The organism is Gemmatimonas sp. (genome assembly GCF_031426495.1).
Classification (GTDB): Bacteria; Gemmatimonadota; Gemmatimonadetes; order Gemmatimonadales; family Gemmatimonadaceae; genus Gemmatimonas.
Genome location: NZ_JANPLK010000017.1, coordinates 39,018 through 61,569, shown reverse-complemented (window position 1 = coordinate 61,569; position 22,552 = coordinate 39,018). Strand labels below are relative to the sequence as shown.

Here is a 22,552-nt window from a genome sequence, read left to right as displayed (position 1 = left end):
AGTCGCCAGCCATCCCGCCGCCGGGGTCGCCGACGGGAAGGACCCATCTCGAACGCGAGTGGCAATGCCATGCATACAATCCGTCTGATCTATGCGAGCGATGCGCGCGAGGATCTTCGCTACCGCGACTTCATGACGATCATGGACACGGCGGCCGAGACCAACCGCGAACGCGCGATCACGGGAATACTCTGCTATGGCGGCGGCCAGTTCCTGCAGGCGCTCGAAGGCGAGCGGCTTGCGGTCAACTCGCTGTACCATCATATCGCGAAGGATCCCCGACACTCGAACTGTCAGTTGATGAGCGTCGACGAGATCAGCACGCGCGACTTCGCCGAGTGGTCGATGAAGATCGTGGACTGGAACGACGCGGTCACTGCGGCGCGACAGACGGTGCTGCTTAAGCACTCCGGATCGCGGCGCTTCGATCCGGCGCAAATGAGCGGTCAGCAGGCCACAGCATTTCTGCGCGACCTGGCCACGGTGGAGCGCCTGCTGAGCGAGTAGTGCCCGTTCAGAAAAAGACCGGTTCGCGGTACGCGCCAAACACATCTTCCAACGCGGCGCGAATCTCATACAACGTGCAGTAGGCGCGCGCGCAGTCGAGAATGCGGGGCACCACGTTTTCGGTGCCCCGTGCTGCGTTCCGGAGGGCATCCAGCCGCTCCGTGACAAGCGCGTTGTCCCGCGAGGCCCGCAGCGCCGCCAGACGCTCGCGCTGCTCGGTCTCGGCGTACTCGCCGATGCGCAGAATCGGAATCGTGAGTTCAGGTTCGTCGGTGACGAACTCGTTCACGCCCACTACCAGCTTGCGACGCTGCTCGATCTCCCACTGCTGTCGGGCAGCACTTTCGGCAATCTTCTTCTGGAACCAACCCTCTTCGAGCCCCTTCACGACGCCGCCGAACTCGTCAATCTGCGCAAAGAGCGCTTCGGCCTCCCGCTCCAGCTGGTCGGTCAGCGCTTCCACGTAATACGAACCGCCGAGCGGATCCATGACGTTGGGCACACCCGTCTCGTACGCCAGAATCTGCTGGGTACGCAACGCGATCTGCACCGCCTCCTCCGTCGGCAGCGAAAGCGTTTCGTCCATCGAGTTCGTGTGCAGCGACTGCGTGCCGCCCAGCACCGCAGCCAAGGCCTGATAGGCGACGCGCACGACGTTGTTGGTCGGCTGCTGCGCGGTGAGCGTGACCCCGGCTGTCTGCGAATGGAAACGCATCATCCACGAGCGGGGACTCTTCGCGCCAAACCGTTCCTTGAGATGTCGCGCCCAAATGCGACGCGCGGCGCGCAACTTGGCGATCTCCTCGAAGAAATCGTTGTGGATGTCCCAGAAGAACGACAAGCGGGGTGCGAACTCATCGACGTCGAGGCCGCGGGCGACACCGCGCTCCACGTACGTGAAGCCGTCGGCCAGCGTAAAAGCGAGTTCCTGCGCGGCGGTCGCACCGGCTTCGCGGATGTGGTAGCCGGAAATCGAGATCGTATTCCAGTTCGGCGTGTGCTTGGCGCACCAGTCGAAGCCGTCGACGATCAGACGCAGGGCCGGCTCGATCGGGAAGCACCAGGCGTGCTGCGCCATGTACTCCTTCAGGATGTCGTTCTGCACGGTGCCTTGCAGCTTCTCGGCACTGACGCCCTGCTTCTCAGCCGCAGCGATGTAGAAGCACAGCAGAATGATGGCCGGGCCGTTGATGGTCATCGACGTCGACACCTTGTCGAGCGGAATGCCCTCGAACAGCGTCTCCATGTCGGCCATCGACGAAATCGACACTCCGCACTTGCCGACTTCGCCTTCCGAGCGCGAATGGTCGGCGTCATAGCCCATCAACGTGGGAAAGTCGAACGCCACTGACAAACCGGTCTGCCCCTGCGACAGCAGGAACTTGTAGCGCTGATTGGTCTCGCGCGCCGTGCCGAAGCCGGCGAACTGGCGCATGGTCCAGAGCTTGCCGCGATAGCCGGTGGGATGAATACCGCGCGTAAACGGCCACTGTCCGGGCAACTCGAAGGCGGAACCCGCAGTGTCCTCGAGGTCGAGCGCCGTGTACAGCGGCGGCACTTCGTTCGCGGAATTGGTGAACGCGATGTCGCGCTTGCGGCCCGTGTCGTACTGCTGCCGCCACTGACCGACTTCACGGCGCAATCCGTCGAGCTCTTCCTGCTGCTGGCGGACTACATCCTCGAGTTCTTGAATGGTCGTCATGCGCTCATCCATCCTGAAGCGGCGCGTACTCGGCGCCGGTGAGAAGTGCTACACTGCGAGCCCGGAGGGCATCGGCAACCGCGAAGGGAACCTGCGTGCCAGCCTCGAGCGCATCGAGTCGTTCATCCACCCAGGCGAGGGTGTCGTCATCCTGCCACAACCGCCGACGGAGCTGCTGCTCCACCACCTCCATCACCCGCTCACGCAGGCGAGCCCGTCGACGGGACCGAAGCTCGCCGCTGCTCTCAAGATAGCGCACGTGACGGTCGAGAGCGTCGACGACCTCGTCAATTCCTTCGTTCTGAGCGGCAATGACGCGCAGCACTGGCGGGGTCCACTGCTCGGACTGTTCGGCTTGGGCGGCGGCACGAGCGGCGCGCGCCGGATTCATGGCGTCCCGAAGGGCGTCACGGTCCGGCAGGTGCCGAAGATCTACGCCATGGTGGGCCGGAACGTTCTGCATCGTCGCACCGGCCCGGAGGCCGAGCATGAGTTCGATGTCGTTTCGCAGGCGATCCGCGCCCGGGCGATCCGCCTTGTTCACGGCGAACACGTCGGCGATCTCCATCACGCCGGCCTTGAGTGTCTGGATGGAGTCGCCCGACTCCGGCACGAGTACCACCAGCGTGGTGTCGGCGGCCCGCGAGATATCCAGTTCGCTCTGTCCCACGCCCACAGTCTCGAGCAAAATCACGTCCATACCGAAGCCATCGAGGACGTCGCACACTTCTCGTGTGGCCGTCGCCAATCCGCCGAGTGATCCGCGCGTCGCCATGGAACGAATGAACACACCAGGGTCGAGCGCGACTTCCTCCATCCGAATGCGATCGCCCAGCAGTGCTCCCCCGGTGAACGGCGACGTGGGATCGACCGCCACAATGCCGACGCGCAAACCCGCGTTGCGATAGCGTCTGGCTAAGCGCGTGGTGAGTGTGCTCTTGCCGGCGCCCGGCGGGCCGGTGATGCCAATGCGGCGCGCGCGACCGAGCGTGGGATGCACCGTCGAGAGAATCTGCTCGAAGCCCGGACGGTGATTCTCCACAATGCTCACCGCACGCGCGAGCGCAGCCGGCTTACCCGCACGAAACTGCACCATCAGTCGAGCCATCGCTTCAGTCATCATCACTCGTCGTCGTGTTCATCGCGGATGTCGCCCACCAACTCCTCGAGCAGGTCTTCGAGGGTCACCAGCCCGACGACCGTTCCGTCGTCCTGAACAATCGCCAACTGTCGACGCGAGCGCAGCAGCTCGAACAGCAATTCCTTCGCGGATTTCGTGGACGTGGCGACGGTGACCGGACGAATCGGTGGTAACGTCTCACCACTCCGCACGAACACGTCGAACACATGCACCATCCCGATGATCTGATCGGGCGTGTCGCGATAGATCGGCACCCGGCTGTACCCGGCCTGCGCCACACGCAGGGCCAATTCTGCCGCCGGCAGGCCGTCGGGCAACGCGAAGATCTTGGCGCGCGGCGACATCACGTCCTGCACGACTTTGTCGCCGAACTGCACCACGCCGGAGATGATCGCCATCTCTTCCGTCGTGCTGATGTCGTCGAACGCGCCGTCGCGGAGCAGTTCCTCGAGCCCCTCACGTCCATCTTCGTCGGTGGCCGACGCCGGTCCCGACGCCAGTACGCGCCGCACGAGATCGGCTACGACATGAAATGGTGTGAGCAGCAAATCGACGAGGCGCAACAGCGGTACCAGCACGGGCACCAGCTGCGGCGCCCACCGACGCCCCACCGCGCGCGGCAGCAGCTGCCCCACCAGCACCAGCAGCGTGAGATACAGGAGCACGTCGACCAGAAACTCCCAGGCGCGCAATCCATCCGCCATGGCGATCATCGAGCCCGTCGCAAACACAATCAACATGCTCGCCGTGGCCGCGGCGTGCAGCAGACGGGCTGGACGCTCGAGATAGCGTGCCATCGCACCGGTGCCGCCGTGGCGTCGCTCGATCCAGTGCCGGAGCCACAGACGGCTCACCGCCCGGACAGCCGTCGCGGACAGTGTGAGCGTCCCCACGATGGCAACCGAGAACAGCGTGATGAGCAGAGGCATCAGCTGTCTCCCGCGGCCGCATCGAGCGGCTGCACGCGCTCGAGGTAGACCCGTTCGATCTTGCGGCGCACCACGCGCTCGACGATCACCTTGAACGGGCCGACCGCCAGCGTCTCACCCGCGCGGGGCACACGCCCCAGCAGTTCGAGCACCAGCCCGCCGACGGTCGACACGTCGTCGCGGCGGAAGTCGTGAGACAACGCTTCCGAGAGATCATCGAGTGTGAGGCGGCCCGAGACCCAAAAACGCACGCCTTCTTCAGTTTCGACCTGCCGTTCCTCTTGATCGTACTCGTCGCGGATTTCGCCGACCAGCTCTTCGAGCACATCCTCGATCGTCACGAGACCGGCGGTGCCGCCGTACTCGTCCGCCACCACCGCAATGTGTCGACCCGCCACGCGAAACTCGCGCAGGAGATCCGCAATGCGCTTCGACGGCGGAATGAACACGGGCGGACGCAGCAAGGTTTGCCAGCCACCGTCCGGCTCATCGTCTGCCAACACCGACGGCAGCAAATCCTTCACGTAGAGGATACCGACGATCTCGTCGACCGTATCCTCGAAGACGGGCACCCGGGAATGCTGGGCGCTACGCACGCGGTCGAGCATCTCCGACCACGGCGTCTCCTGCTCGATGCCGACGATGTCCACCCGCGGCACCATCACTTCCTCGACGGTGGTCTCGCCGAATTCGAAAACGCCAAGCAGCAGGTCGCGCTCGTCGCGCGAGACGTCGGCTTCACTCGTGATCACTTCGCGGAACTGGGCCGCGGCTTCCTCGCGACGCTCGATGGTGGCGTCGGCGTCGGAGACGACTTCGGCAAACGCCGCCTCGACCCAATTCCCTAGTCGCACGACGGGCGCGAAGAGCTTCTCTGCCCCTGTGGAGAACCAGGCCAGACGATCTTCGGCATCCTCGCCGAGCGCATCGCCGATCACGCGCGCGGTGGTTTCGGCAGCGAGCACGACCACCAGCCCCAGCCCGAACAGCAAGGCCACGGTGGACAGCGTCGCACGGCCGGACAGGCCTAAGCCGACGGCGATACCGGAGCCAGCCGCGAGATGTCCGAGCACGCGCGCGAAGGCCAGTGCGCGGTGTGTCCGCTCGCGCGAAGGCACGGGTCGCGGCACCACCGGGGCCGGGGGCGCGAGCGTAGAACGCTCGACGGGTATCGACGACTGTGGCGGCTCGGAGAGCAGCGCACCGTCGGCGACGGCGGCGAGTGCGGCAACAACGGCTCCGCCAGTCGCCAGCCCCCACGCGACTGCACTCATGCGGTACGGGTCGGCGTCATCCAGAAGCGATGCAGCAATTGCTCCTGGCGTCGCCACATCGGCGACGTCATCCGTTCCTCGCCGTCGGGATGTTCCCACCCGCAGGCGTGCAGCATACCATGCACCACGAGGCGCGCAATCTCTTCACGTACGCCGACCCCAAACTCCTTCGCCTGCCGGCGCGCGACATCCGGGCTGATGTAGATGTCGGCGATGACGGTCCCCGCAGGATCGGAGCCCAAAGCGAACGTGATTACGTCGGTCGGTCCGCGATGACCGAGATGCCGTCGATTGAGCGTCGCGCTGGTGCGTGACGACACGAACGTGACGCTGATCATCGCGCGCGGCACCTTGAGCGCGCGCAGCACGCTGCGCGACAGTTCGACCAGACGATCGGCGGCAACCGGTACGCGAACCCCATCGGCTTGCACCGACACGGCGCGGGGATTCTCACGCCTGCTGCTCATGCGCCGGCCGCATCGGCGTTGTAGGCACGGATGATGTCTCGCACCAAGCGATGTCGCACGACGTCGGCATCGGTGAAGTAATGGAACGAAATCCCTTCGATCCCGTGCAGAATACGTTCGATCTGCATGAGGCCCGAGTCTTCGCGGCGCGGCAGGTCGACCTGTGTCTTGTCGCCGGTGATCACGATCTTCGAACTCACGCCCAGCCGCGTGAGAAACATCTTCATCTGCAGGCCGGTCGCATTCTGCGCTTCGTCGAGAATGACGAACGAATCGCTGAGCGTACGCCCGCGCATAAAGGCCAGCGGAGCCACTTCGATGGTGCGCGTCTCGATGAGCTTTTGCAGACGCTCGACCGGAATGAGATCGTCGAGGGCATCGTACAGCGGGCGGAGATACGGATCGATCTTGGCCTGCATGTCCCCCGGCAGAAACCCGAGACTTTCGCCCGCCTCCACCGCCGGACGCGCCAGCACAATGCGCCGCACGCGCTTCCGCATGAGCGCATCGACCGCCGCGGCGACGGCAAGATAGGTCTTGCCCGTGCCCGCGGGACCAACGCCGACCACGATATCGTGCTCGCCGATCTGCTTGAGGTACTCGGCCTGCCCAGGCGTTTTCGGCTGGACGCCGCGCCGCGCCCCCGGCAGCACGAGGGCGCCGTTGGTGGCCGCCGGCGCATCGGCCGGACGCTCGGTCAGGGACAGCCGCAGCACGTCGTCGGCACTCAGGGTCTTCCCCTCGCGCACGAGCATGACCATTGCCGTCGCGATAGGCTCGGCACGGGTGACGTTGTCGAGATCACCGGTGATCGTGAGGCTGTCGCCGCGCAGCGCCACGCGCGTGCCCGTGGCGCGCCCGAGTTCCACGAGATTGGCGTCGTTGGCACCGGCGAGCATCTGCATGTCCGCGCCTTCGACGGACACGCGCGTCGTCACGGTCTCGGGGGCGCGATCGTTGCCGCTCACGTGCCGGTCCCGGTGACGGTGAGGTGCAACTCCGCCAGATCTTCCGCTGCCACGGCCACCGGCGCGCCCTCGAAGAGCGAGCGCGCCGCGGTGGTCTTCGGGAACGCGATCACGTCGCGCAGCGACGGCGCGCCCGACAGCAGCATCGCGATACGATCGAAGCCGAAGGCAATTCCTCCATGCGGCGGCGCACCGGCCCGGAGGCCTTCGAGCAGAAAGCCGAAACGCCGCTCTTGATCGGCGACATCACCGATACCCAGCAACGAGAACATGCGCGACTGCATGGCTGGATCGCTGATACGGATGCTGCCACCACCGAGTTCCGTGCCGTTGAGGACGACATCGTAGGCCAAGGCACGCCAACGCGCCGGCTGGTCAGGAAACGCCTGCATGTCTTCCGGATGCGGCGCGGTGAATGGGTGGTGCACGGCCGCGAGCGCCCCAGTGGTGGGATCTTCCTCGAACATCGGAAAGTCCATCACCACGATGAAGCGCGGCCGCGTGTCGTCGACCAGATCGAGGCGGCGCGCGCACTCCTGTCGCACGCGATCGAGCGCGGGACTGGACACACGATCGGGAGCAGCCACGAACAGGGCGAGATCGCCATCGGCGAGCGCGAAGGCTTCGCGCGCGTCGTCGGTGAGGAACTTGGCCAACGGACCGTCGTAGGCGCCGTCGGCGTGCCGTAGACGCAGCAGGCCACCCGCGCCGGCGCTTTTGGCGAGCGCTTCCAACTCATCCACCTGTTTGCGGCTCCAGGCGGCACCACCCGGCACGATGAGTCCGCGCACGCGCGCGCCGTTGGCGATCGCGCTCGCGGTGACCGCGAATTCGAGACCGGCGAACACCGCCGTGTAGTCAGCCAGCCGGAGGTCGTATCGCAGATCGGGGCGATCGCAGCCATAGAACTCCATGGCATCGCGATAGCTCATGCGATCGAAGTGCGCCGGGATGGTGTGGCCCGCTTCGGTCCACAGCGCACCGATCAGCCCTTCGGCGAGCGCCAGGATATCTTCGCGCTCGATGAACGACGCTTCAATGTCGATCTGTGTGAACTCCGGCTGCCGATCGGCGCGGAGATCTTCGTCGCGGAAGCAGCGCGCGATCTGGAAGTACCGATCGAAGCCGCAGCACATGAACAGCTGCTTGTAGATCTGCGGCGACTGCGGCAACGCGTAGAATTCGCCCGGATGGACGCGGCTCGGCACGAGGTAATCGCGCGCGCCTTCCGGTGTCGGCTTGGTGAGAATCGGCGTCTCGAGTTCGAGATAGCCACGATCGCTGAGGAAGCGGCGCGACACCTGCAACAGCCGGTGACGCAGCACCAGATTCTCCTGCAATTCCGGACGGCGCAGGTCGAGATAGCGGTGACGCAAGCGCAGCTCTTCGGCCGCCATCTTTTCGCCGCGTCCGCGGGCCACCGGCAGCGCCGGGGTGACGGCGGGACCGACCACACGCAATGATGTCACCCGCACTTCGATCGTGCCGGTGAGCATATCCGGATTCAGCCGTTCGGGCTCGCGTGCAACGACTTCCCCTTCGCACAACACGACCGACTCGACACCCACGGCCGCCGCGATGCGCAGCGTCTCGGTATCGCTCCACGCCGGCCCGAAGGCCAACTGCACCAGACCGGTGCGGTCGCGCAGATCGATGAACACAAGGCCGCCGAGATCACGGCTCCGGTGCACCCATCCGCCCAAGCGAACGGTGCGACCGACATCCGGCGCGCGCAGGAGGCCACAGGTGTCGGTACGAAGGGTCGTGGCGAGCACGGACTGTTCTGGCAAAGACGACATTACGCGCGGCGCTCCGGACGGGGCACATCAGGGAAGTACGTGGGCCGATGAACGGCCGCAAACGATGAAAGTTAAACGATTTACGTCGGTCTCGGTAGCGATTGCCCAGAGGCATTCGCTTGACCCGCCAAGGCGCGGGCCGTTAGAGTGCCCTATGCGACGCCTGCTCATCTGCGGGATGACCGCGTGTTGCTGGGCCCGCGGGCTCGCCGCGCAGCCAGTGCCCGCGCGCGATCTTTGGGAATTTCCGCTCGGCGCGGTGCTCGAGCCGGCGGCGCTGGCCGCGGAACCTGGGGCCGGCCTGTGGAATCCGGCGGCGTCGGCGCTCCGCCCTGGCGAGCGGATGCGGCTTGGCGTTGCGTCGTTGTCGACCGGCGCGCAGCAAGGCGTCGACGGGCAATTGATCTCCGCGTCGTTTCGCCGCGCATCGGGCACCACGCTCGGCGTGTCGGTGGCCCGAACGTCCGTGGCGGGGCTGGTGCGAACCGAGAGCGATCCGCAGAGCGTCGGTGACATCAGCTACGCCAGCGTGCTGGTCAGTGCCACGGCGGCCAAAACGCTGATGCCGCATGTCACGGCCGGACTGGCGGCGCGCTGGCGCGAAGGGCGGGCCGACCAGCAGGTGAACACGGCGATCGCCGCCGACCTCGGTGTGGTAATCCACGATCTGCCATGGCAGAACGCGCGCCTCGCCTTGTCCAGCTTCCTGTGGCGTCCAGGCCGCGAAATTGATGATCGACCGGCGTTCGTGGCGGCGGTTGACGCGCGAGTGGTCGGCGATTCGGCCTCCCGCGAGCTCCGGCTTGGACTGAGCCAGAACAACGTCAACCGCGGGGCGACGGAGCGCGGACCGTTCCTGTCGGGGCGACTGGATCGACTGGAGGCACGAGCCGCGATCGTGCGCGCCTCGGCGGGCGGAAGTTCCGTCACGCGCATCCGCTCGGGGCTGGCGGTGTACTATGCACGGTACGTGGTCGGCGTCGCACGCGAGGAAGGCATCTCCGGGCTCGGACCCGTTTATCAGTTCACGCTCAGTTCGATCCTCAAGGAATGATGTCAGACACGATGGCGACCGAAAACCTGCTTGACCTTTCACCTGATGCGGCCCTGTCGCGCCTCCTCGCGTGGCTGAGTGAGCGCGGTGAGCCGTCGTATCGGGCGGCGCAGATTTTCGCGCGTCTCTGGCAGCGTCCGGTCCGCTCGTTCGACGAGATCACCGAGCTGCCCAAAGCGCTTCGCGAGGCACTCGCGCAGTCGTTCGCGCTCCCCCAGCTCGACCTCTCGACGCGCCAGACCTCGACTGACGGCACCGAGAAGTTCCTGTTCAGAATGGCTGACGGTCAACTCATCGAGACCGTGTCTATCCCCGATGGCGACCGCATCACGTTCTGCATTTCGTCGCAGGCCGGCTGCGCGCTCCAATGCGCGTTCTGCGCCACGGGCGCGATGGGTTTTCAGCGCAACTTGACGCCGTCGGAAATCGCCGGACAAGTGCGCGAGCTTCGCCTGCTGTCGCCGCCGATCATTCCCACGAACATCGTGTTCATGGGCATGGGCGAGCCGATGATGAATTGGAAGGCGGTCGATTCCACCCTCTCGCTGCTCAACGATCCCCGCGCGCTGGGCATCGGTGCGCGACACATCACGATTTCCACCGTCGGCGTGTTGCCGGGCATCGTGGCGCTGTCCGAACGCCCTGAGCAGTTCCGACTGGCGATCTCGATCCATGCGCCCAGCGATGAGCTACGCAAATCGCTGATGCCGGTGAACACGAAGTATCCGCTGTCTGAAGTCATTGCGGCCGCGGCAAAGTTCGATCGACGCGTGACGTTCGAATACGTGATGCTCGGTGGCGTCAATGACCAGCCATCGCACTCCGCGATGCTGGCGCAGTTGGCACGCGAGTGCCGCGCCTTCGTGAATTTGATTCCTCTCCACCCTGGTGGGACGATGGGCTTTGTCCCCTCGCCCGCATCGGTGATCTCATCCTTTGCCCGGGCGCTTCGCGCGCGCGGGGTCGAGACCGCGGTTCGTCGCAGTCGTGGGCTCGATATCGCCGCCGCCTGCGGTCAGCTACGGACGGAGCGTCTCGGTCGACGGCTTCCAGTCACGACCCACGAAGATGGTGAGATCCACGTAGCGTAGCGAATCCGGGCGTTCCTCGATCGCGCCCGTGCCGAACGCACGATGGAGCCGGTCGGCCCAATCCCGATGTCCGGTGTGTGAGACGATGAGCGTGCCATTGCGAGGCTTGCCACGCTCGGTGTCGTACTCGACGACATCGAAGCCACGATCGCGTAATTCGATGGTCGCGCGCCGCGCGTACCCTCGCGTGCCCGACGCATTGAGCACGCGAACCCGCACGCGACTGTCACTGGGCGCACGCGCGAGCGAATCATCGACGGCCGCCATCGTGCCGTTCGCGGACGAGATGATAGGAGTCGCTTTCAATTGCCACCACGCCGCGCCGGCGCCGAGAGTCACGACGGCCAACAGCGCAAGAATCAGCAAACCGCGCCGCTTGCGCCGCGGCGCGTCCGCTGCTGGCATCGACGGCCACCCAGAAGACGTGCTCATCGCACGGTCTCCCAGAGCGCGACCGTCTCGGGCGCGAGCCCCTTCCCTTCGCGGATGGCCCACTCGAGACGCATACGAACTACCTGACGGAAGACGTCGTCAAAGGCGAGTGGCACGCAGCTGGCGAGAAATGCGCGATCGGCCTGCATAAACGAGCGACCCGGCTCGAGAAAGTCGGCCATGTACAGCGCGCGACCAACCCGCGACCAGTCGGACTGACCGACGGTATGCCAGCGAATCGCGTCGAGCACGTCCTGACGCGTCTCACCGATCGCGGCGAGACGGATCGCCGTCGCCGGGCCGTGCAGCATGCCGAACGGACGCGTGTGGTCGCTGGTCACGGTGCGCAGCATATGTTCATCAGCGTCGCGCAGTGCATCGTGCCAGGTGCCGGCATCCACCCAGGCCTGCGTGTCTGTCGCCGGCAGCGCAAGCGTTTCGGCCCACGACCGCAACAGCGTCACGACGCGCCCGATATGCGCGCGCCGTTTGTCGGTCACGATCGACCAGGCCGGCAGCGCGAGGCGCGGTCCGTGGCGGAGTGAATCGGCCGTCACAGCGGTCGTCAGATCTCGTCGATTGCAGCGCGCAGCGCCGCCGTCAGGTCGATGGCCTCCTGCACCGAACGTCCCGCGGCTCGCACGAGCGCACTACCGACGACCACACCATCACCTAACAGCGCCGCCGCCTTGGCCTGCTCCGGGGTCGAGATGCCGAAGCCGATGCAGATCGGCAGTGCCGTCGACGATCGGAGCCGCGCCACCGTGTCCGGTAGATCATCGGGCAGGGACGCCCGTTCTCCGGTCACGCCCAAGCGGCTGATCAGATACACGAATCCGCCGCCATGACGTGCAATCTCCTCCATGCGCGGGGCCGGCGTGGTCGGCGCGACCAACCGCACGAAGTCGAGCCCGCTCTCACCAAACCACGCTTCGCGCGTGGGATCGGCACCGACCGGCAGGTCGGTGACCAAGACACCATCCACACCGGCAGCGCGCGCGCGCGCGAGCACATCCGGTCCGCCGGCGATGATCGGATTGAGGTAGCTGAACAACACCACCGGCACGTCGAGCGCAGCGTCGCGCACGATCTCCAGCGTGCGCTCGAGGCTCACGCCGTGGTCGAGGGCGATCTGCGAACTCAGCTGGATGACCGGACCGTCAGCCATCGGATCAGAGAACGGTACGCCGACCTCGATCACGTCGGCGCCAGCCGCCGCAATGCCACGGAGCAGCGTGACGCTCTGCTCGGGGTCAGGATGCCCTGCCGTCACATAGCAGACAAGCGCCCGACGCCCTTGCGACGCCAGCGCCGCAAAGCGCGCCGACAGTCGTGAGGCGGACGGGACGGAAACGTCAGGCGAAGTAATCACCGATGTTGATGCCATAGCGTTGAGGGTCCTCGGTCCGAATGATAGTGTATGCAAATTGGCCGGACGCGTCGCAGGATGTCAGGTCGTAGATCTGGAGATCCTGAACGCGGTTGCCCTGGGCGTCCGTGATCATGCGCACGAGCGGACGAGACAGCGCGGTCGGATCGGGATTGGCCGCGACCACCATCGCGAGCGCGAAGGAGTCGAGGACCACAAGCGTGCCGACCGGATAGATGCCCGTGAGGTTGATGAACGCTTTCACGACTACGGGGTCGAGTCCGAGGCGCGTGTTGTCTCGCATGCCTCGCAACACGTCCGCCGGCGTCCATGGCACGTCCTGATACACGCGCGTGGTCGTGGCGGCATCGAAGCCGTCTGCCACCGCGATGATCTTGCTGTACAGTGTCAGCCGACGCGACCGCAACGACCTGGGATAGCCCGTGAGGTCGATACGCATGTGATGTTCGTACGCCGAGGTCATGGCGCGCCAGGGACGCGCCGAACCGGTCGGCATGGCGAACATCGCGAGCACGCCCTGCCATGTATGCGTCTGGAGAATGACCCGCTCCTCGTCATCCAGCGACCCTCGCTTGTTGAGCAGCTCGAGCGGGACACGCGACTTGCCGATGTCGTGCAACAGCGCCGCCAGCCCGAGGTCCAACAGCTGGGGCTTCGTCAATCCGAGCCGGCGTCCGAGTGCCACCGAGAGAATACTGACGTTCACGCTGTGCACAAACGTGTACTCGTCGAACTCGCGGAGCGTGGTCAGGCCGATCAGCGACGCGGCATCGGTGAGAATGGCGTCGACGATACCTTGCACCGCACGCTTGACCCGCTTGAGTCCCGCGCTGCGCCCGAGTCGTGCCGATGTCATCACATCGCGGGTGACGTCGAGCGACCGCACATACGTTTGACGGGCGCGTTCCTTCGCGTCGAGTTCCGTTTCCTGCTGATCGGCTTCCTCGACGGGCGGATAGAATTCGAAGCACGCAACGCCGGCCTGTTCGACGCGCGTCGAGACCTGCTGAAGTCGATCTTCTTCGGGATACTCGAGCGGCGGCGACTGCAGAAACGCGAGCAGCACGACCCACACCCGCGGGCTCGTCGGCGCGATAATCGCGAAGCCGCCGAGCCCTGCCTCGCGGAGCAGACCGAGCACGTACGCGACGGCGGCGTAGTTGTCGAGTGTGAGACGCAGTCGCGTTTCATTCACGAACAGGTAATCACCGATCCGTCGCAGACGACATTGCCCGTCAGCCAACTCGACGCGCTCGGCGGCGTTGACCAGCTCGGCAATCGCCTTCTGCACGGCGCTGTTCTCGATGGGATAGAGGCGCACCGCGCGTACCGCACCATGCACGGCGACCACGAATCCGCGCGCCGTACGCTGCGCCTGGGGATCACCCGATTGATCACTGCCGATGGACGAAAGCGGTGCCGTCACGCGCTGCCTCGCATGGCGCGCGCGACGGCGCTGCGCACGACGACATCCTTCGTGTCGGCGGCACGCTGTAAGGCCGCCGAAGCCTTCGGCGTCGCCACCATGCCGAGCGCGCGGGCGGCGCAGGCGCGCAGCTCCGCTGGCTCGCGTGCTCCAAGAAGTCCGCGCGCATTCAATAGCGCGTCGAGCTCTGGCACGCCGGCATCACCGCACATGCTGCCAAAGGCTTCAAAGAGCGCCATCTTCTCACTCAGATCTGCCGAGCGCAGCTCCTTGCGCCGCACGGCGTCGAGTAGTCGGGGAAGCGCGGCCGTGTGCAGCCGTGTCGCGATCACGCGGAACGCGGCGACGCGTACGTCGCGATCGCTGTCCTCGATGCCGCGCTCGACGGCCTGCAGCGCGGCAGGCGAGGCTATCTCACCAAGCACGCTCAGCGCTTCGACGCGCAGCTTCGAGTCGCGGCCGCGCAGCAACCGGGCCAGGCCAGGTACCGCGGCCGGCGTTGCCAGCTGCGCGGCCAGTCGCAGCGCCCCACGTACAACGAACTCGTTCTCATGCTCGAGCAGCTGCGCGAGTTCCGTCGTGTGCGCGCCCGCCAATCGTGCCGAGGCGCGTTCGATCGACGCCCGCGCCGGCGAGGACGTCGCGACACCGAGCCACGCGACAAGCGGCTCGAGCGCAGACGGCCGAAGCTCCACGAACAGCCCCTCGAGCAGCGAGGCCACCGGCGTCCGTGCGCTCTCGTCGAGCGCCTGAAGCAGCTGCGACATCACGGCGGGCTCACTCAAGCGGGCCGGCAGGTCACGGAGCGCCGTCATCACGCGCTCCTCCGCGGCGAGCCGCCGCGACGCCGTTGACGCCTCGCGCAACGCCAACGCGACAAGCTCGTACTCGCCGAGCGTGAGAAACTCGATCAACAGCTGATCGACCGTACGCAGCGCCTCCAACTGCGACTCCACGGCAGCCTGCCCTTCGATCACATCGAACAGGCTCGCCAACACGAGCTTGCGATGATCCTCGGCGTATTCGCGCTTGAGTTCGTCCTGCAGATAGGTCGCTTCACGCGTGTCGAGGAAATACAGCGTGGTGTCGAAGTCCTCGACCCGGACCATGCCCGGAGGCGGCCCCTCGCCGGGCGCTGCCGATTCCGCCGACGGCACCGCCAGCGGCGCCACGCCGGCCGCGAACACCGCGACGCCCGGGCGATCGGTACCTGCCATGACCGGCATATCGCCCACCGCATCGTGCTCGACGTGTCGATACTCGACCGTGGCCAGGTCGGCGACCCACAGCAGGGTCACGAGATCATCATCATCCGGAAGCGCAGTGCGCGCTTTGTGCAGAATGGCGAGCAGGGCCTCGAGATCGGTGGATTCGAATCCACTGTGCAGCTGCAGCGACCGCAAGCCATCGCGATACAGCAACCACGGCAATCCGTCGGTGCCGCGCTCCGCATCGAGGTACACCGTTCGCTCTTCCCACGCGAACGACGCTTCCTTGATCTGGATCTCGAGCGGGCTCGCCACGCGCCACACTTTGCCGAATGCCGTACGCGCCTGCTCGATGGCGGTCGCGCGCGTCGGATTGTTCGGCAGGTACAACTGAATGGCACGAAGCGCCTTCGCGAATGCGCGTAACGCATCCTCGATTGCCGCCACCGCCGGCGGCGAGACGGCTACTTCGTGCCCAGTTGTCGTCATACCTCGGGCAGCGTGTACTGATTGATCGTGCCGATGTCCTTGTCACCGCGGCCGCTCACACAGAGCAGGACCGGCTCCTGCTCCGACCAGCGCCCCGCTTCCCGTTCGATCCACGCGACGGCGTGCGCCGTTTCGAGCGCCGGGATGATGCCTTCGAGCCGGCTCAGCAAGGCGACGCCGCGCAGCGCTTCGGTATCATCGATCGACACGTATTCAGCCCGACCGCTGTCATGCAACCACGCGTGCTCGGGGCCGACACCGGGATAATCGAGTCCCGCCGAGATGCTGTGGGCAGGATGCACCTGTCCGTTCGCATCCTGTAGCAGATAGCTGAGCGACCCGTGCAACACACCAGGCGTTCCGCGTGTGATCGACGCACTGTGACGCTCGGTATGCAGTCCCTCACCGGCCGCCTCGACGCCGACAAGTTCCACACCAGCGTCGCCGACAAAGCCGGCGAAGATACCCATCGCGTTCGAGCCGCCGCCGACACACGCGACCACCGTTTTCGGCAGCACGCCGGCGCGCGCGAGCATCTGGGCGCGGGCCTCGCGTCCAATGACCGACTGAAACTCGCGCACCATGCGCGGGTACGGCGCCGGGCCGACGACGGATCCGATGATGTAGTGGCTGTCGTTCACCGATCCGACCCAGTCGCGAATCGCTTCGGTCGTGGCGTCCTTGAGCGTCCGCGTCCCCGACAGAACGGGTACGACAGTGGCCCCGAGGAGACGCATGCGGAACACATTCAGCGCCTGGCGCTGCATGTCCTCCTCACCCATGTACACCACGCATTCCAGGCCAAAGCGCGCGCAGATCGTCGCGGTGGCGACGCCGTGCTGTCCGGCGCCGGTTTCGGCGATGATGCGGCGCTTCCCCATCCGGCGCGCAAGCATGGCCTGCCCGACCGTGTTGTTAATCTTGTGCGCGCCCGTATGACACAGGTCTTCGCGCTTCATCCAGACCGGTGCGCCGATCCGTGCGCTCAGCCGCGGCGCAAACGAGAGCGCCGTCGGCCGCCCGACATACTCACGCAGCAACGCATCGAGTTCCGCCTGGAACGCCGCATCGTGACGCGTTTCGTCGAACGCCGCCTCGAGCGCATCGAGCGCCGGGATCAGCGTTTCCGGAACGTACCGTCCACCGAACGGGCCGAAACGATCAGTCGGCGCTGTCGCGCCGTTCGTTGTATCCACCATGGTCATCGCTGCATCCCTGCGGCCGAGCGTACGGCCGCGACGAACTGTTCGACCAACATCGGGTCCTTGAGACCCGTCTCGGACTCCACTCCTGAAGATACGTCTACGACGTCCGGAGAAAGCAATCGGATGGCCTCGATCACATTCCGCGGACGCAATCCGCCAGCGAGGATGATTCGAATCCCCGGTACAGACTCGCGAAGCGCCCCGACGGCATTCCGCAGTCCAGACCAGTCCAAAGCGACACCGGTTCCTCCCAGCTGCCCGACCACATGCGCATCGAGCACCACCGTTCCCGCGGAGGCACCAAGTGCGGCGGCATCGTCGGGCAGCATCGTTCCCGCGACACGAAGCACCGGCCAAACCATGCGACCCGTTTCCCGACGAATCGTGTCGATCGATGCCGCGGTGTACGCGCCGTGTAACTGGGCGACGTCGAGATCGAGCGTCTGGACTGTGACGATTACATCATCGGGATGCTGGTCGCCGAAGACCACAACCCGCTGCACATCGTGACGACGCGGGCCCAGCACCGCACGCGCGCGATCCATGGTAAGCAGTCGAGGACCGCCGGCCATGATCGCACCGATGTAGGACGCGCCGGTGGTCACCGCGTGCTGCGCGTCACGCTCCCGTGTCAGCCCGCAGATCTTGACCTCGGGCGGGACGGCGCGATCGGGGCCGGCGGCGGCCGCGACGTTCACCGCCGCGCCGAGGTCGATCGTGCAAACCCCGCGAGGGCGCGCACCGACGCCGCCGGATCCGTCGACGCGGAAATGGCGCTGCCCACGAGAATCGCGTCGGCGCCGGCGAGCGCGGACGGTGCGACATCATCGGCCGTCTGCATGCCACTTTCGGCCACGGCAACACAGTGCAACGGGATGCGCGGAATGAGCGTGGGCGCAGTGGAGGGATCGATGATGAGCGTTTCGAGATTCCGATTGTTGACTCCGATAACGGTCGCCCCGACCTCGAGCGCCCGCTCCAACTCGGCTTCATCGCGGATCTCGACGAGCGTCGCCAACCCGCACTCACGGGCGGCGTCCATCAACATCGGCAGCTCGGCTGGCGACAAGGCACGCACGATCAGCAGGGCGGCTGCAGCACCTCGCACGCGTGCCTCCCACAGCTGCACGGGATGCACGAGAAAATCCTTGCGAATGGCCGGAACAGCCACGCGCGCGGCGACGTCGGAGAGGTCGTCGAGCGCGCCACCGAAACGGGTGGGCTCGGTGAGCACGGAGATGGCCGCCGCCCCGCCCGCGACGTAGTACGCGGCCTGTGTCGCGGCATCGATGCCCGGATTGATCGCGCCCTTCGACGGCGAGGCGCGCTTTACCTCGGCGATCACCCGGATCGCCGGGCCCCGGAGGGCACCAGCAAAGGCCTCGGCACCGAACGGCGGTGGAATGTCGCGGGCCGCACTCCGAAGCTCCGGCAGGGTCGAGAGGACGGCGCGGGCCCGTTCGTGGGAGGCGCGGGTGAGGTCGCCGAGGGTCCCCGTCGGGAAGGTCCACACCGGTCGTGAAGAAAATGCTTGCACTTCGGCCTGTGTTCGGTTAGCGTGGCGTTTGGTGGATTCGGCCTGCATTCGGGGGTCCGGGTCTGTAGGTCCCCTTTCGTGGAGCAACCATGCCGCTCACCAAGCGACAGCGGGAAATTTTGTCCTATCTCTCCGATTACAACGAAGAGAACGGATACGCCCCGAGTTTCGAAGAGATCGCATCGCGCTTCAACTATAACTCGCTGGCAACGGTGCACGAGCACCTCACCAATCTCGAGCGCAAGGGCTACATCAAACGCTCGTACAACGAGAGTCGCGCCATCGAGATCCTTCCCTCCGAGCTGTTTCAGCGGTCGGTGGAGCTGCCGTTACTCGGCTCCGTGGCGGCGGGTGCCCCCATTGAGGCCATGCACACGGGTGAAACGATGTCAGTGCCGGATGGTTTCCTGCGTCGCAGCGGAAGCCACTACGTCCTGAAGGTTCGCGGCGACTCGATGATCGAGGAGCAGATCAAGGACGGGGATTATGTGGTCATCAACGATCGCAACGCACCGACAACGGCGAGATGGTGATCGCGATGCTCGACGGATCCGGTGCGACGGTCAAACGCTACTATCGCGAGCGCGACGGACGGATTCGCCTGCAGCCGGCCAACGAAACGATGTCGCCGCTCTTCGTGCATGAAGACGATGTCCGGATACAAGGCATCGTCGTCGGCGTGTTGCGTCGCTACTGACCGCGCGACCCGATTACCCTCGGGTCGCGTTGGACGCCACGCGCAGGCGTTGTAGTGCGGCGAGGCCGACTCCTTCGGCCATCGCCCGCCGTGTCGTGTCCACCGCATCCGAGTAACTACCGGTATCGCGACTCACATATAACGCGGCGGCCGCGTTCAGCAATACCGCTGACTGCGCCCCGATGGAGCCGCCGCCGCCGAGAACGTCCTCGATCAGCGTTGCATTGTGTACCGGATCGCCGCCGACCAAATCGTCGAGTACGATTCCCGAAATCCCGTGCGCTCCGGGGTCGATCGTCCACGAGGTGGCGCGTCCGTCGCGAACCTCCATCACGTGCGTCGGGCCGAGCGGCGAGATCTCGTCGAGGCCGGGCTCGCCGTGCACGACCATGGCCCGGACCGTTCCCAGCGCCGAGAGCGCGTCGGCGAGTAGCTCGAGACGCGCGCGTTCCGCGACGCCGACGACCTGCCGCCCTGCGCGAGCCGGATTGGCCAGCGGACCCACGATGTTCATGACCGTCGGGACCGCAAGCTCCCGGCGCACAGGGCCGACGTGACGCAGCGCGGGGTGCATGAGCGGCGCGAACATGAACACAATGCCCGCGTCGGCCAGCGTGGCGGCCATAGCCGGCGGCGTCGTATCGATCACGACGCCCAGCGCCTCGAGCACATCAGCGCTCCCTGAGCGCGAGGTAAACGACCGGTTGCCATGCTTCGCGACGCGCACACCCATACCGGCGGCAACGAGTGCCGCGGCCGTCGAAATATTGAAAGTGGTCAGTGCCCCGCCGCCCGTTCCGCAGGTATCGACCAACTCGTCGGGGCGCTCGGCCGACAGCACGACCATCGCCTCGCGGAGCGCCTCAACGACACCCGCCACCTCGGTGGGCGTCTCCCCCTTCACCCGCAGCGCCATCAAGAGTGCAGCCACCTGCACCGGTGTGCCTTCGCCGCGCATGATGACCCCGAATGCGCGACGCACGCTCGCCGCGTCGAGTGACTCATGGGCCGCCAGGCGACGAATCGCCTGGGTCAATGGTTCAGCGGACATTGATCGACTCGAGCAAGCGTTCAGGGAGCGCGTTCCGCGACATGATGAGCGAGATCACGAGGCCCAGCAGTCGGACGCGCTCGACGTCTTCGTCAGTATAGATGCCACGCTGGGCGCGATTCGTAAGATTGAGCACGCCGACCAACTCGTCGTGATACACGAGTGGGAAACTGATGAAACTTCCCGTCGTGAAGTACTGGTCACGGAGCAGCGGGTGCTGCGCAGCCTCTCGGACATCCTGTACCAGCAACGGCTCGCGCGCGGCGGCGACCCGGCCAGCGACGCCTTCGCCGATGCGGATACGCATCCCCTCCACAATGTTCGGCGCGATGCCACGCGCCGCTGCGAGGTAGAGGTAGTCCGGCTCGGGCGCTCGCAGCATGAGTGAGCACCGCTGTGCTTGCATGTCATCGCCGACCAACGCCAGCAGACCGTCCACCAGTTTCCGGGCCTCGGTCGTCTCGGCGTCGAGCGAGAGCGCGCGGTCGAGCAGATACAGCGTACGGGTCCGCTGCCGCAGGGCTTCACTGCGCCGATGCAGCTCGACGTGCGCCTGCTCGAGCTGACCCACGGCCGACGTCAGTTGCTGGTCGGCGAGTTCGGCCCGACGCAGCGCCCGACGAGCCTCTTCGCCCGACCGTGCGGCATCCGCCTGAATCGCGATCGCCTCCGCCGGATTGAGCGCCGTGATGTGCTGCGGAGTGTTGCGCACCTCACGCAGCTCCGTTTCCAACGCCGTGAGCTTCCGCACGTATTCGCCGTGCACCCGCTGCGTCACGTCCTCCAGCGTGCGGACGGCTTCTTCGCGGGCATCCCGCTCGGCGAGGCGCACGTAGGCCAAATCGAACAGCGCAACGGCCGGCGACAGGCGCTCGGTCGTACGAGTCCCGAAGATCTTGCGCGGCTCGTACAACGCCAGAACGGCGCCGAGCAGACCCTCGACCTTCAGGCCGCGGACGGCCAGAATGCCGCCGTCCAGCGAGGCCGTGAAGCCGCACAGGCGGGCGTAGTCCGCGGACCGGTCACTGACGTCGACGAAGGGCCCACCGGCCAGAATTTTGACGCGGGCGGCCTTCGGCAGGTGATCGAAGGTGGTCTCCATCGACGTCCGAACGACTTGCGCGCCGACTGGGGTGAGCCGGTCTCGCAGCATGTCGCGGCGGGCGTCGTACTGAAGCAGGGCGACCGACGCACCGCGATCCAACTCGGCGAGGCACTCCCCCAGAGCGATGAGGGCACCGTCGAGATCGGATGTGGCGGAGAGCGCGTACGCCAGCGAAGCAAGTGAGCGAGGAGGCATGGCGAGTGGAGGAAACGTCAGCGGACGCGACAGCGCAATAGTCGAGCGCCTTTGAAGGCGAATCAGTTGAAGCGAACGCGTCTGGTGCCTAGCTTCCTCCAGGTCATGGACCCGCGACCGATCCTCCTGGTAACGCAGTATGACGGGGGGCGCTTCGCCGGTTGGCAGCGTCAGCCCGTCGTCCGCACCGTGCAAGGCGACATGGAAATGGGCCTCGCGCGTTTGTGCGCGACCGCCGTTCCCGCCATTGGCGCCGGGAGGACCGACGCCGGGGTCCACGCGCATGGCCAGGGCGTCGGCGTCCGGGTACCGGAGCGATGGACGCCCGCCACCCTCCGCCGGGCGATGAATGCCATTCTCCCCGACGATATCTGGGTTGCGGAGGCGCACCGGATGGTGCGGGAGTTTCATCCGCGCCGCAGCGCCATCGCGCGTCGATACGATTATCTTATCGGGACGGATGAGGCGGCACGCTCCCCATTCCGTCGGCGATTCGAGTGGGCGATCCGACACCCGCTCGACCCGGCGGCGCTACAGGGAGAAGCCGACAGTGTGTTGGGTGAACACACCTTTCGTGCGTTCGCCGTCGCTCACACGGCGCCGGTCGATGATCACCACCGCTGCATTATTCAGCATGCGCGGTGGGTTGAGCGCGACGGCGGCTGGGTGTTCGAAGTTGCGGCGAACCGTTTTCTCCATCATATGGTGCGTTTTCTAGTCGGAACGATGGTTGAGGTGGCTCAGGGGCGGCGTCCGCGCGGTACGATCGCGCGGCTCCTCGTCGCACCCGACAATTCGGGCACGCCCGCTCCGGCACCGGCTCACGGTCTGTCGCTGCGCGAGGTGACGTATCCCGCAGAGCTTTACGTCGATGCCTCGTGACCA

Annotated in this window: 23 protein-coding genes; 6 read left to right on the top strand and 17 right to left on the bottom strand. The window is 66.0% G+C overall.

Annotated features, from left to right (window positions below):
- Positions 1 to 69: 69 nt before the first annotated feature.
- Positions 70 to 507 carry a BLUF domain-containing protein gene (locus RMP10_RS05470; protein ID WP_310569382.1) on the top strand — a complete coding sequence of 146 codons (438 nt, stop codon included), beginning with the start codon at positions 70 to 72 and terminating at the stop codon, positions 505 to 507.
- Positions 508 to 514: 7 nt separating this feature from the next.
- Here the strand turns inward: RMP10_RS05470 and RMP10_RS05465 are convergent, their stop codons facing one another.
- From RMP10_RS05465 to aspS, 7 genes are read right to left on the bottom strand one after another with little or no spacing between them, the layout of a single operon-like run.
- On the bottom strand, positions 515 to 2,209 hold the full coding sequence (locus tag RMP10_RS05465) for a methylmalonyl-CoA mutase family protein (RefSeq protein ID WP_309669810.1): 1,695 nt from the start codon (positions 2,207 to 2,209) through the stop codon (positions 515 to 517).
- A 4-nt stretch (positions 2,210 to 2,213) separates the two neighbouring features.
- Complete coding sequence (meaB, locus tag RMP10_RS05460; RefSeq protein ID WP_345785776.1) at positions 2,214 to 3,329, bottom strand: methylmalonyl Co-A mutase-associated GTPase MeaB; 1,116 nt, start codon at positions 3,327 to 3,329, stop codon at positions 2,214 to 2,216.
- 2 nt (positions 3,330 to 3,331) lie between these two features.
- The gene (locus tag RMP10_RS05455) at positions 3,332 to 4,279 is read right to left on the bottom strand and encodes a CBS domain-containing protein (RefSeq protein WP_310569380.1); all 948 of its coding nucleotides are present in this window, start codon (positions 4,277 to 4,279) and stop codon (positions 3,332 to 3,334) included.
- A complete protein-coding gene (locus tag RMP10_RS05450; RefSeq protein WP_310569379.1) occupies positions 4,279 to 5,553 on the bottom strand; it encodes a hemolysin family protein in 1,275 nt (424 codons plus the stop codon). Before RMP10_RS05450 ends, RMP10_RS05455 begins: the two co-directional genes overlap by 1 nt.
- Positions 5,550 to 6,020: an rRNA maturation RNase YbeY gene (ybeY, locus tag RMP10_RS05445; protein WP_309669814.1), complete on the bottom strand. Its 471-nt coding sequence runs from the start codon at positions 6,018 to 6,020 to the stop codon at positions 5,550 to 5,552. The genes RMP10_RS05450 and ybeY overlap by 4 nt, the downstream gene beginning before the upstream one ends.
- Positions 6,017 to 6,988, bottom strand: a complete 972-nt coding sequence (locus RMP10_RS05440; protein ID WP_310569378.1) for a PhoH family protein — start codon at positions 6,986 to 6,988, stop codon at positions 6,017 to 6,019. The genes ybeY and RMP10_RS05440 overlap by 4 nt, the downstream gene beginning before the upstream one ends.
- Positions 6,985 to 8,787 (bottom strand): aspartate--tRNA ligase, encoded by a 1,803-nt coding sequence (aspS, locus tag RMP10_RS05435; RefSeq protein ID WP_310569377.1) that lies wholly within the window; start codon positions 8,785 to 8,787, stop codon positions 6,985 to 6,987. Before aspS ends, RMP10_RS05440 begins: the two co-directional genes overlap by 4 nt.
- A gap of 154 nt (positions 8,788 to 8,941) precedes the next feature.
- Between aspS and RMP10_RS05430 the strand changes: the two genes are divergently transcribed.
- Complete coding sequence (locus RMP10_RS05430) at positions 8,942 to 9,841, top strand: hypothetical protein (protein WP_310569376.1); 900 nt, start codon at positions 8,942 to 8,944, stop codon at positions 9,839 to 9,841.
- Positions 9,838 to 10,932, top strand: coding sequence for a 23S rRNA (adenine(2503)-C(2))-methyltransferase RlmN (gene rlmN / locus RMP10_RS05425; RefSeq protein WP_310569375.1), 1,095 nt, complete (start codon positions 9,838 to 9,840; stop codon positions 10,930 to 10,932). The genes RMP10_RS05430 and rlmN overlap by 4 nt, the downstream gene beginning before the upstream one ends.
- On the opposite strand, the gene RMP10_RS05420 is transcribed toward rlmN, so the two are convergent.
- From RMP10_RS05420 to RMP10_RS05385, 8 genes are read right to left on the bottom strand one after another with little or no spacing between them, the layout of a single operon-like run.
- Positions 10,861 to 11,364 carry a LytR C-terminal domain-containing protein gene (locus tag RMP10_RS05420; RefSeq protein ID WP_310569374.1) on the bottom strand — a complete coding sequence of 168 codons (504 nt, stop codon included), beginning with the start codon at positions 11,362 to 11,364 and terminating at the stop codon, positions 10,861 to 10,863. The genes rlmN and RMP10_RS05420 overlap by 72 nt on opposite strands.
- Positions 11,361 to 11,921, bottom strand: coding sequence for a hypothetical protein (locus tag RMP10_RS05415; protein WP_310569373.1), 561 nt, complete (start codon positions 11,919 to 11,921; stop codon positions 11,361 to 11,363). Before RMP10_RS05415 ends, RMP10_RS05420 begins: the two co-directional genes overlap by 4 nt.
- 8 nt (positions 11,922 to 11,929) lie before the next feature.
- Positions 11,930 to 12,736, bottom strand: coding sequence for a tryptophan synthase subunit alpha (trpA, locus tag RMP10_RS05410; RefSeq protein WP_310569372.1), 807 nt, complete (start codon positions 12,734 to 12,736; stop codon positions 11,930 to 11,932).
- Positions 12,720 to 14,180 (bottom strand): HD domain-containing phosphohydrolase, encoded by a 1,461-nt coding sequence (locus RMP10_RS05405; protein WP_310569371.1) that lies wholly within the window; start codon positions 14,178 to 14,180, stop codon positions 12,720 to 12,722. Before RMP10_RS05405 ends, trpA begins: the two co-directional genes overlap by 17 nt.
- Positions 14,177 to 15,877 carry a HEAT repeat domain-containing protein gene (locus tag RMP10_RS05400; RefSeq protein ID WP_310569370.1) on the bottom strand — a complete coding sequence of 567 codons (1,701 nt, stop codon included), beginning with the start codon at positions 15,875 to 15,877 and terminating at the stop codon, positions 14,177 to 14,179. The genes RMP10_RS05405 and RMP10_RS05400 overlap by 4 nt, the downstream gene beginning before the upstream one ends.
- Positions 15,874 to 17,082 (bottom strand): tryptophan synthase subunit beta, encoded by a 1,209-nt coding sequence (gene trpB / locus RMP10_RS05395; RefSeq protein ID WP_309669824.1) that lies wholly within the window; start codon positions 17,080 to 17,082, stop codon positions 15,874 to 15,876. The genes RMP10_RS05400 and trpB overlap by 4 nt, the downstream gene beginning before the upstream one ends.
- On the bottom strand, positions 17,079 to 17,780 hold the full coding sequence (locus tag RMP10_RS05390; protein WP_310569369.1) for a phosphoribosylanthranilate isomerase: 702 nt from the start codon (positions 17,778 to 17,780) through the stop codon (positions 17,079 to 17,081). The genes trpB and RMP10_RS05390 overlap by 4 nt, the downstream gene beginning before the upstream one ends.
- Positions 17,777 to 18,619 carry an indole-3-glycerol phosphate synthase TrpC gene (locus RMP10_RS05385; RefSeq protein ID WP_310569368.1) on the bottom strand — a complete coding sequence of 281 codons (843 nt, stop codon included), beginning with the start codon at positions 18,617 to 18,619 and terminating at the stop codon, positions 17,777 to 17,779. Before RMP10_RS05385 ends, RMP10_RS05390 begins: the two co-directional genes overlap by 4 nt.
- Before the next feature lie 89 nt (positions 18,620 to 18,708).
- Here RMP10_RS05385 and lexA point away from each other — a divergent pair, with 89 nt between their 5' ends.
- Together lexA and RMP10_RS05375 are read left to right on the top strand one after the other, a co-directional pair.
- Positions 18,709 to 19,152: a transcriptional repressor LexA gene (gene lexA / locus RMP10_RS05380; RefSeq protein WP_310569367.1), complete on the top strand. Its 444-nt coding sequence runs from the start codon at positions 18,709 to 18,711 to the stop codon at positions 19,150 to 19,152.
- A gap of 5 nt (positions 19,153 to 19,157) precedes the next feature.
- Entirely contained in the window at positions 19,158 to 19,316 is a 159-nt protein-coding gene (locus RMP10_RS05375; protein ID WP_310569366.1) for a S24 family peptidase, read from the top strand.
- A gap of 13 nt (positions 19,317 to 19,329) precedes the next feature.
- Here the strand turns inward: RMP10_RS05375 and trpD are convergent, their stop codons facing one another.
- Positions 19,330 to 20,367 (bottom strand): anthranilate phosphoribosyltransferase, encoded by a 1,038-nt coding sequence (gene trpD / locus RMP10_RS05370; RefSeq protein WP_310569365.1) that lies wholly within the window; start codon positions 20,365 to 20,367, stop codon positions 19,330 to 19,332.
- The gene (locus RMP10_RS05365) at positions 20,357 to 21,667 is read right to left on the bottom strand and encodes a GAF domain-containing protein (protein WP_310569364.1); all 1,311 of its coding nucleotides are present in this window, start codon (positions 21,665 to 21,667) and stop codon (positions 20,357 to 20,359) included. Before RMP10_RS05365 ends, trpD begins: the two co-directional genes overlap by 11 nt.
- 84 nt (positions 21,668 to 21,751) lie before the next feature.
- On the opposite strand from RMP10_RS05365, the gene truA reads away from it, so the two are divergent.
- Entirely contained in the window at positions 21,752 to 22,549 is a 798-nt protein-coding gene (gene truA, locus RMP10_RS05360) for a tRNA pseudouridine(38-40) synthase TruA (RefSeq protein ID WP_310569363.1), read from the top strand.
- Positions 22,550 to 22,552: the final 3 nt, after the last annotated feature.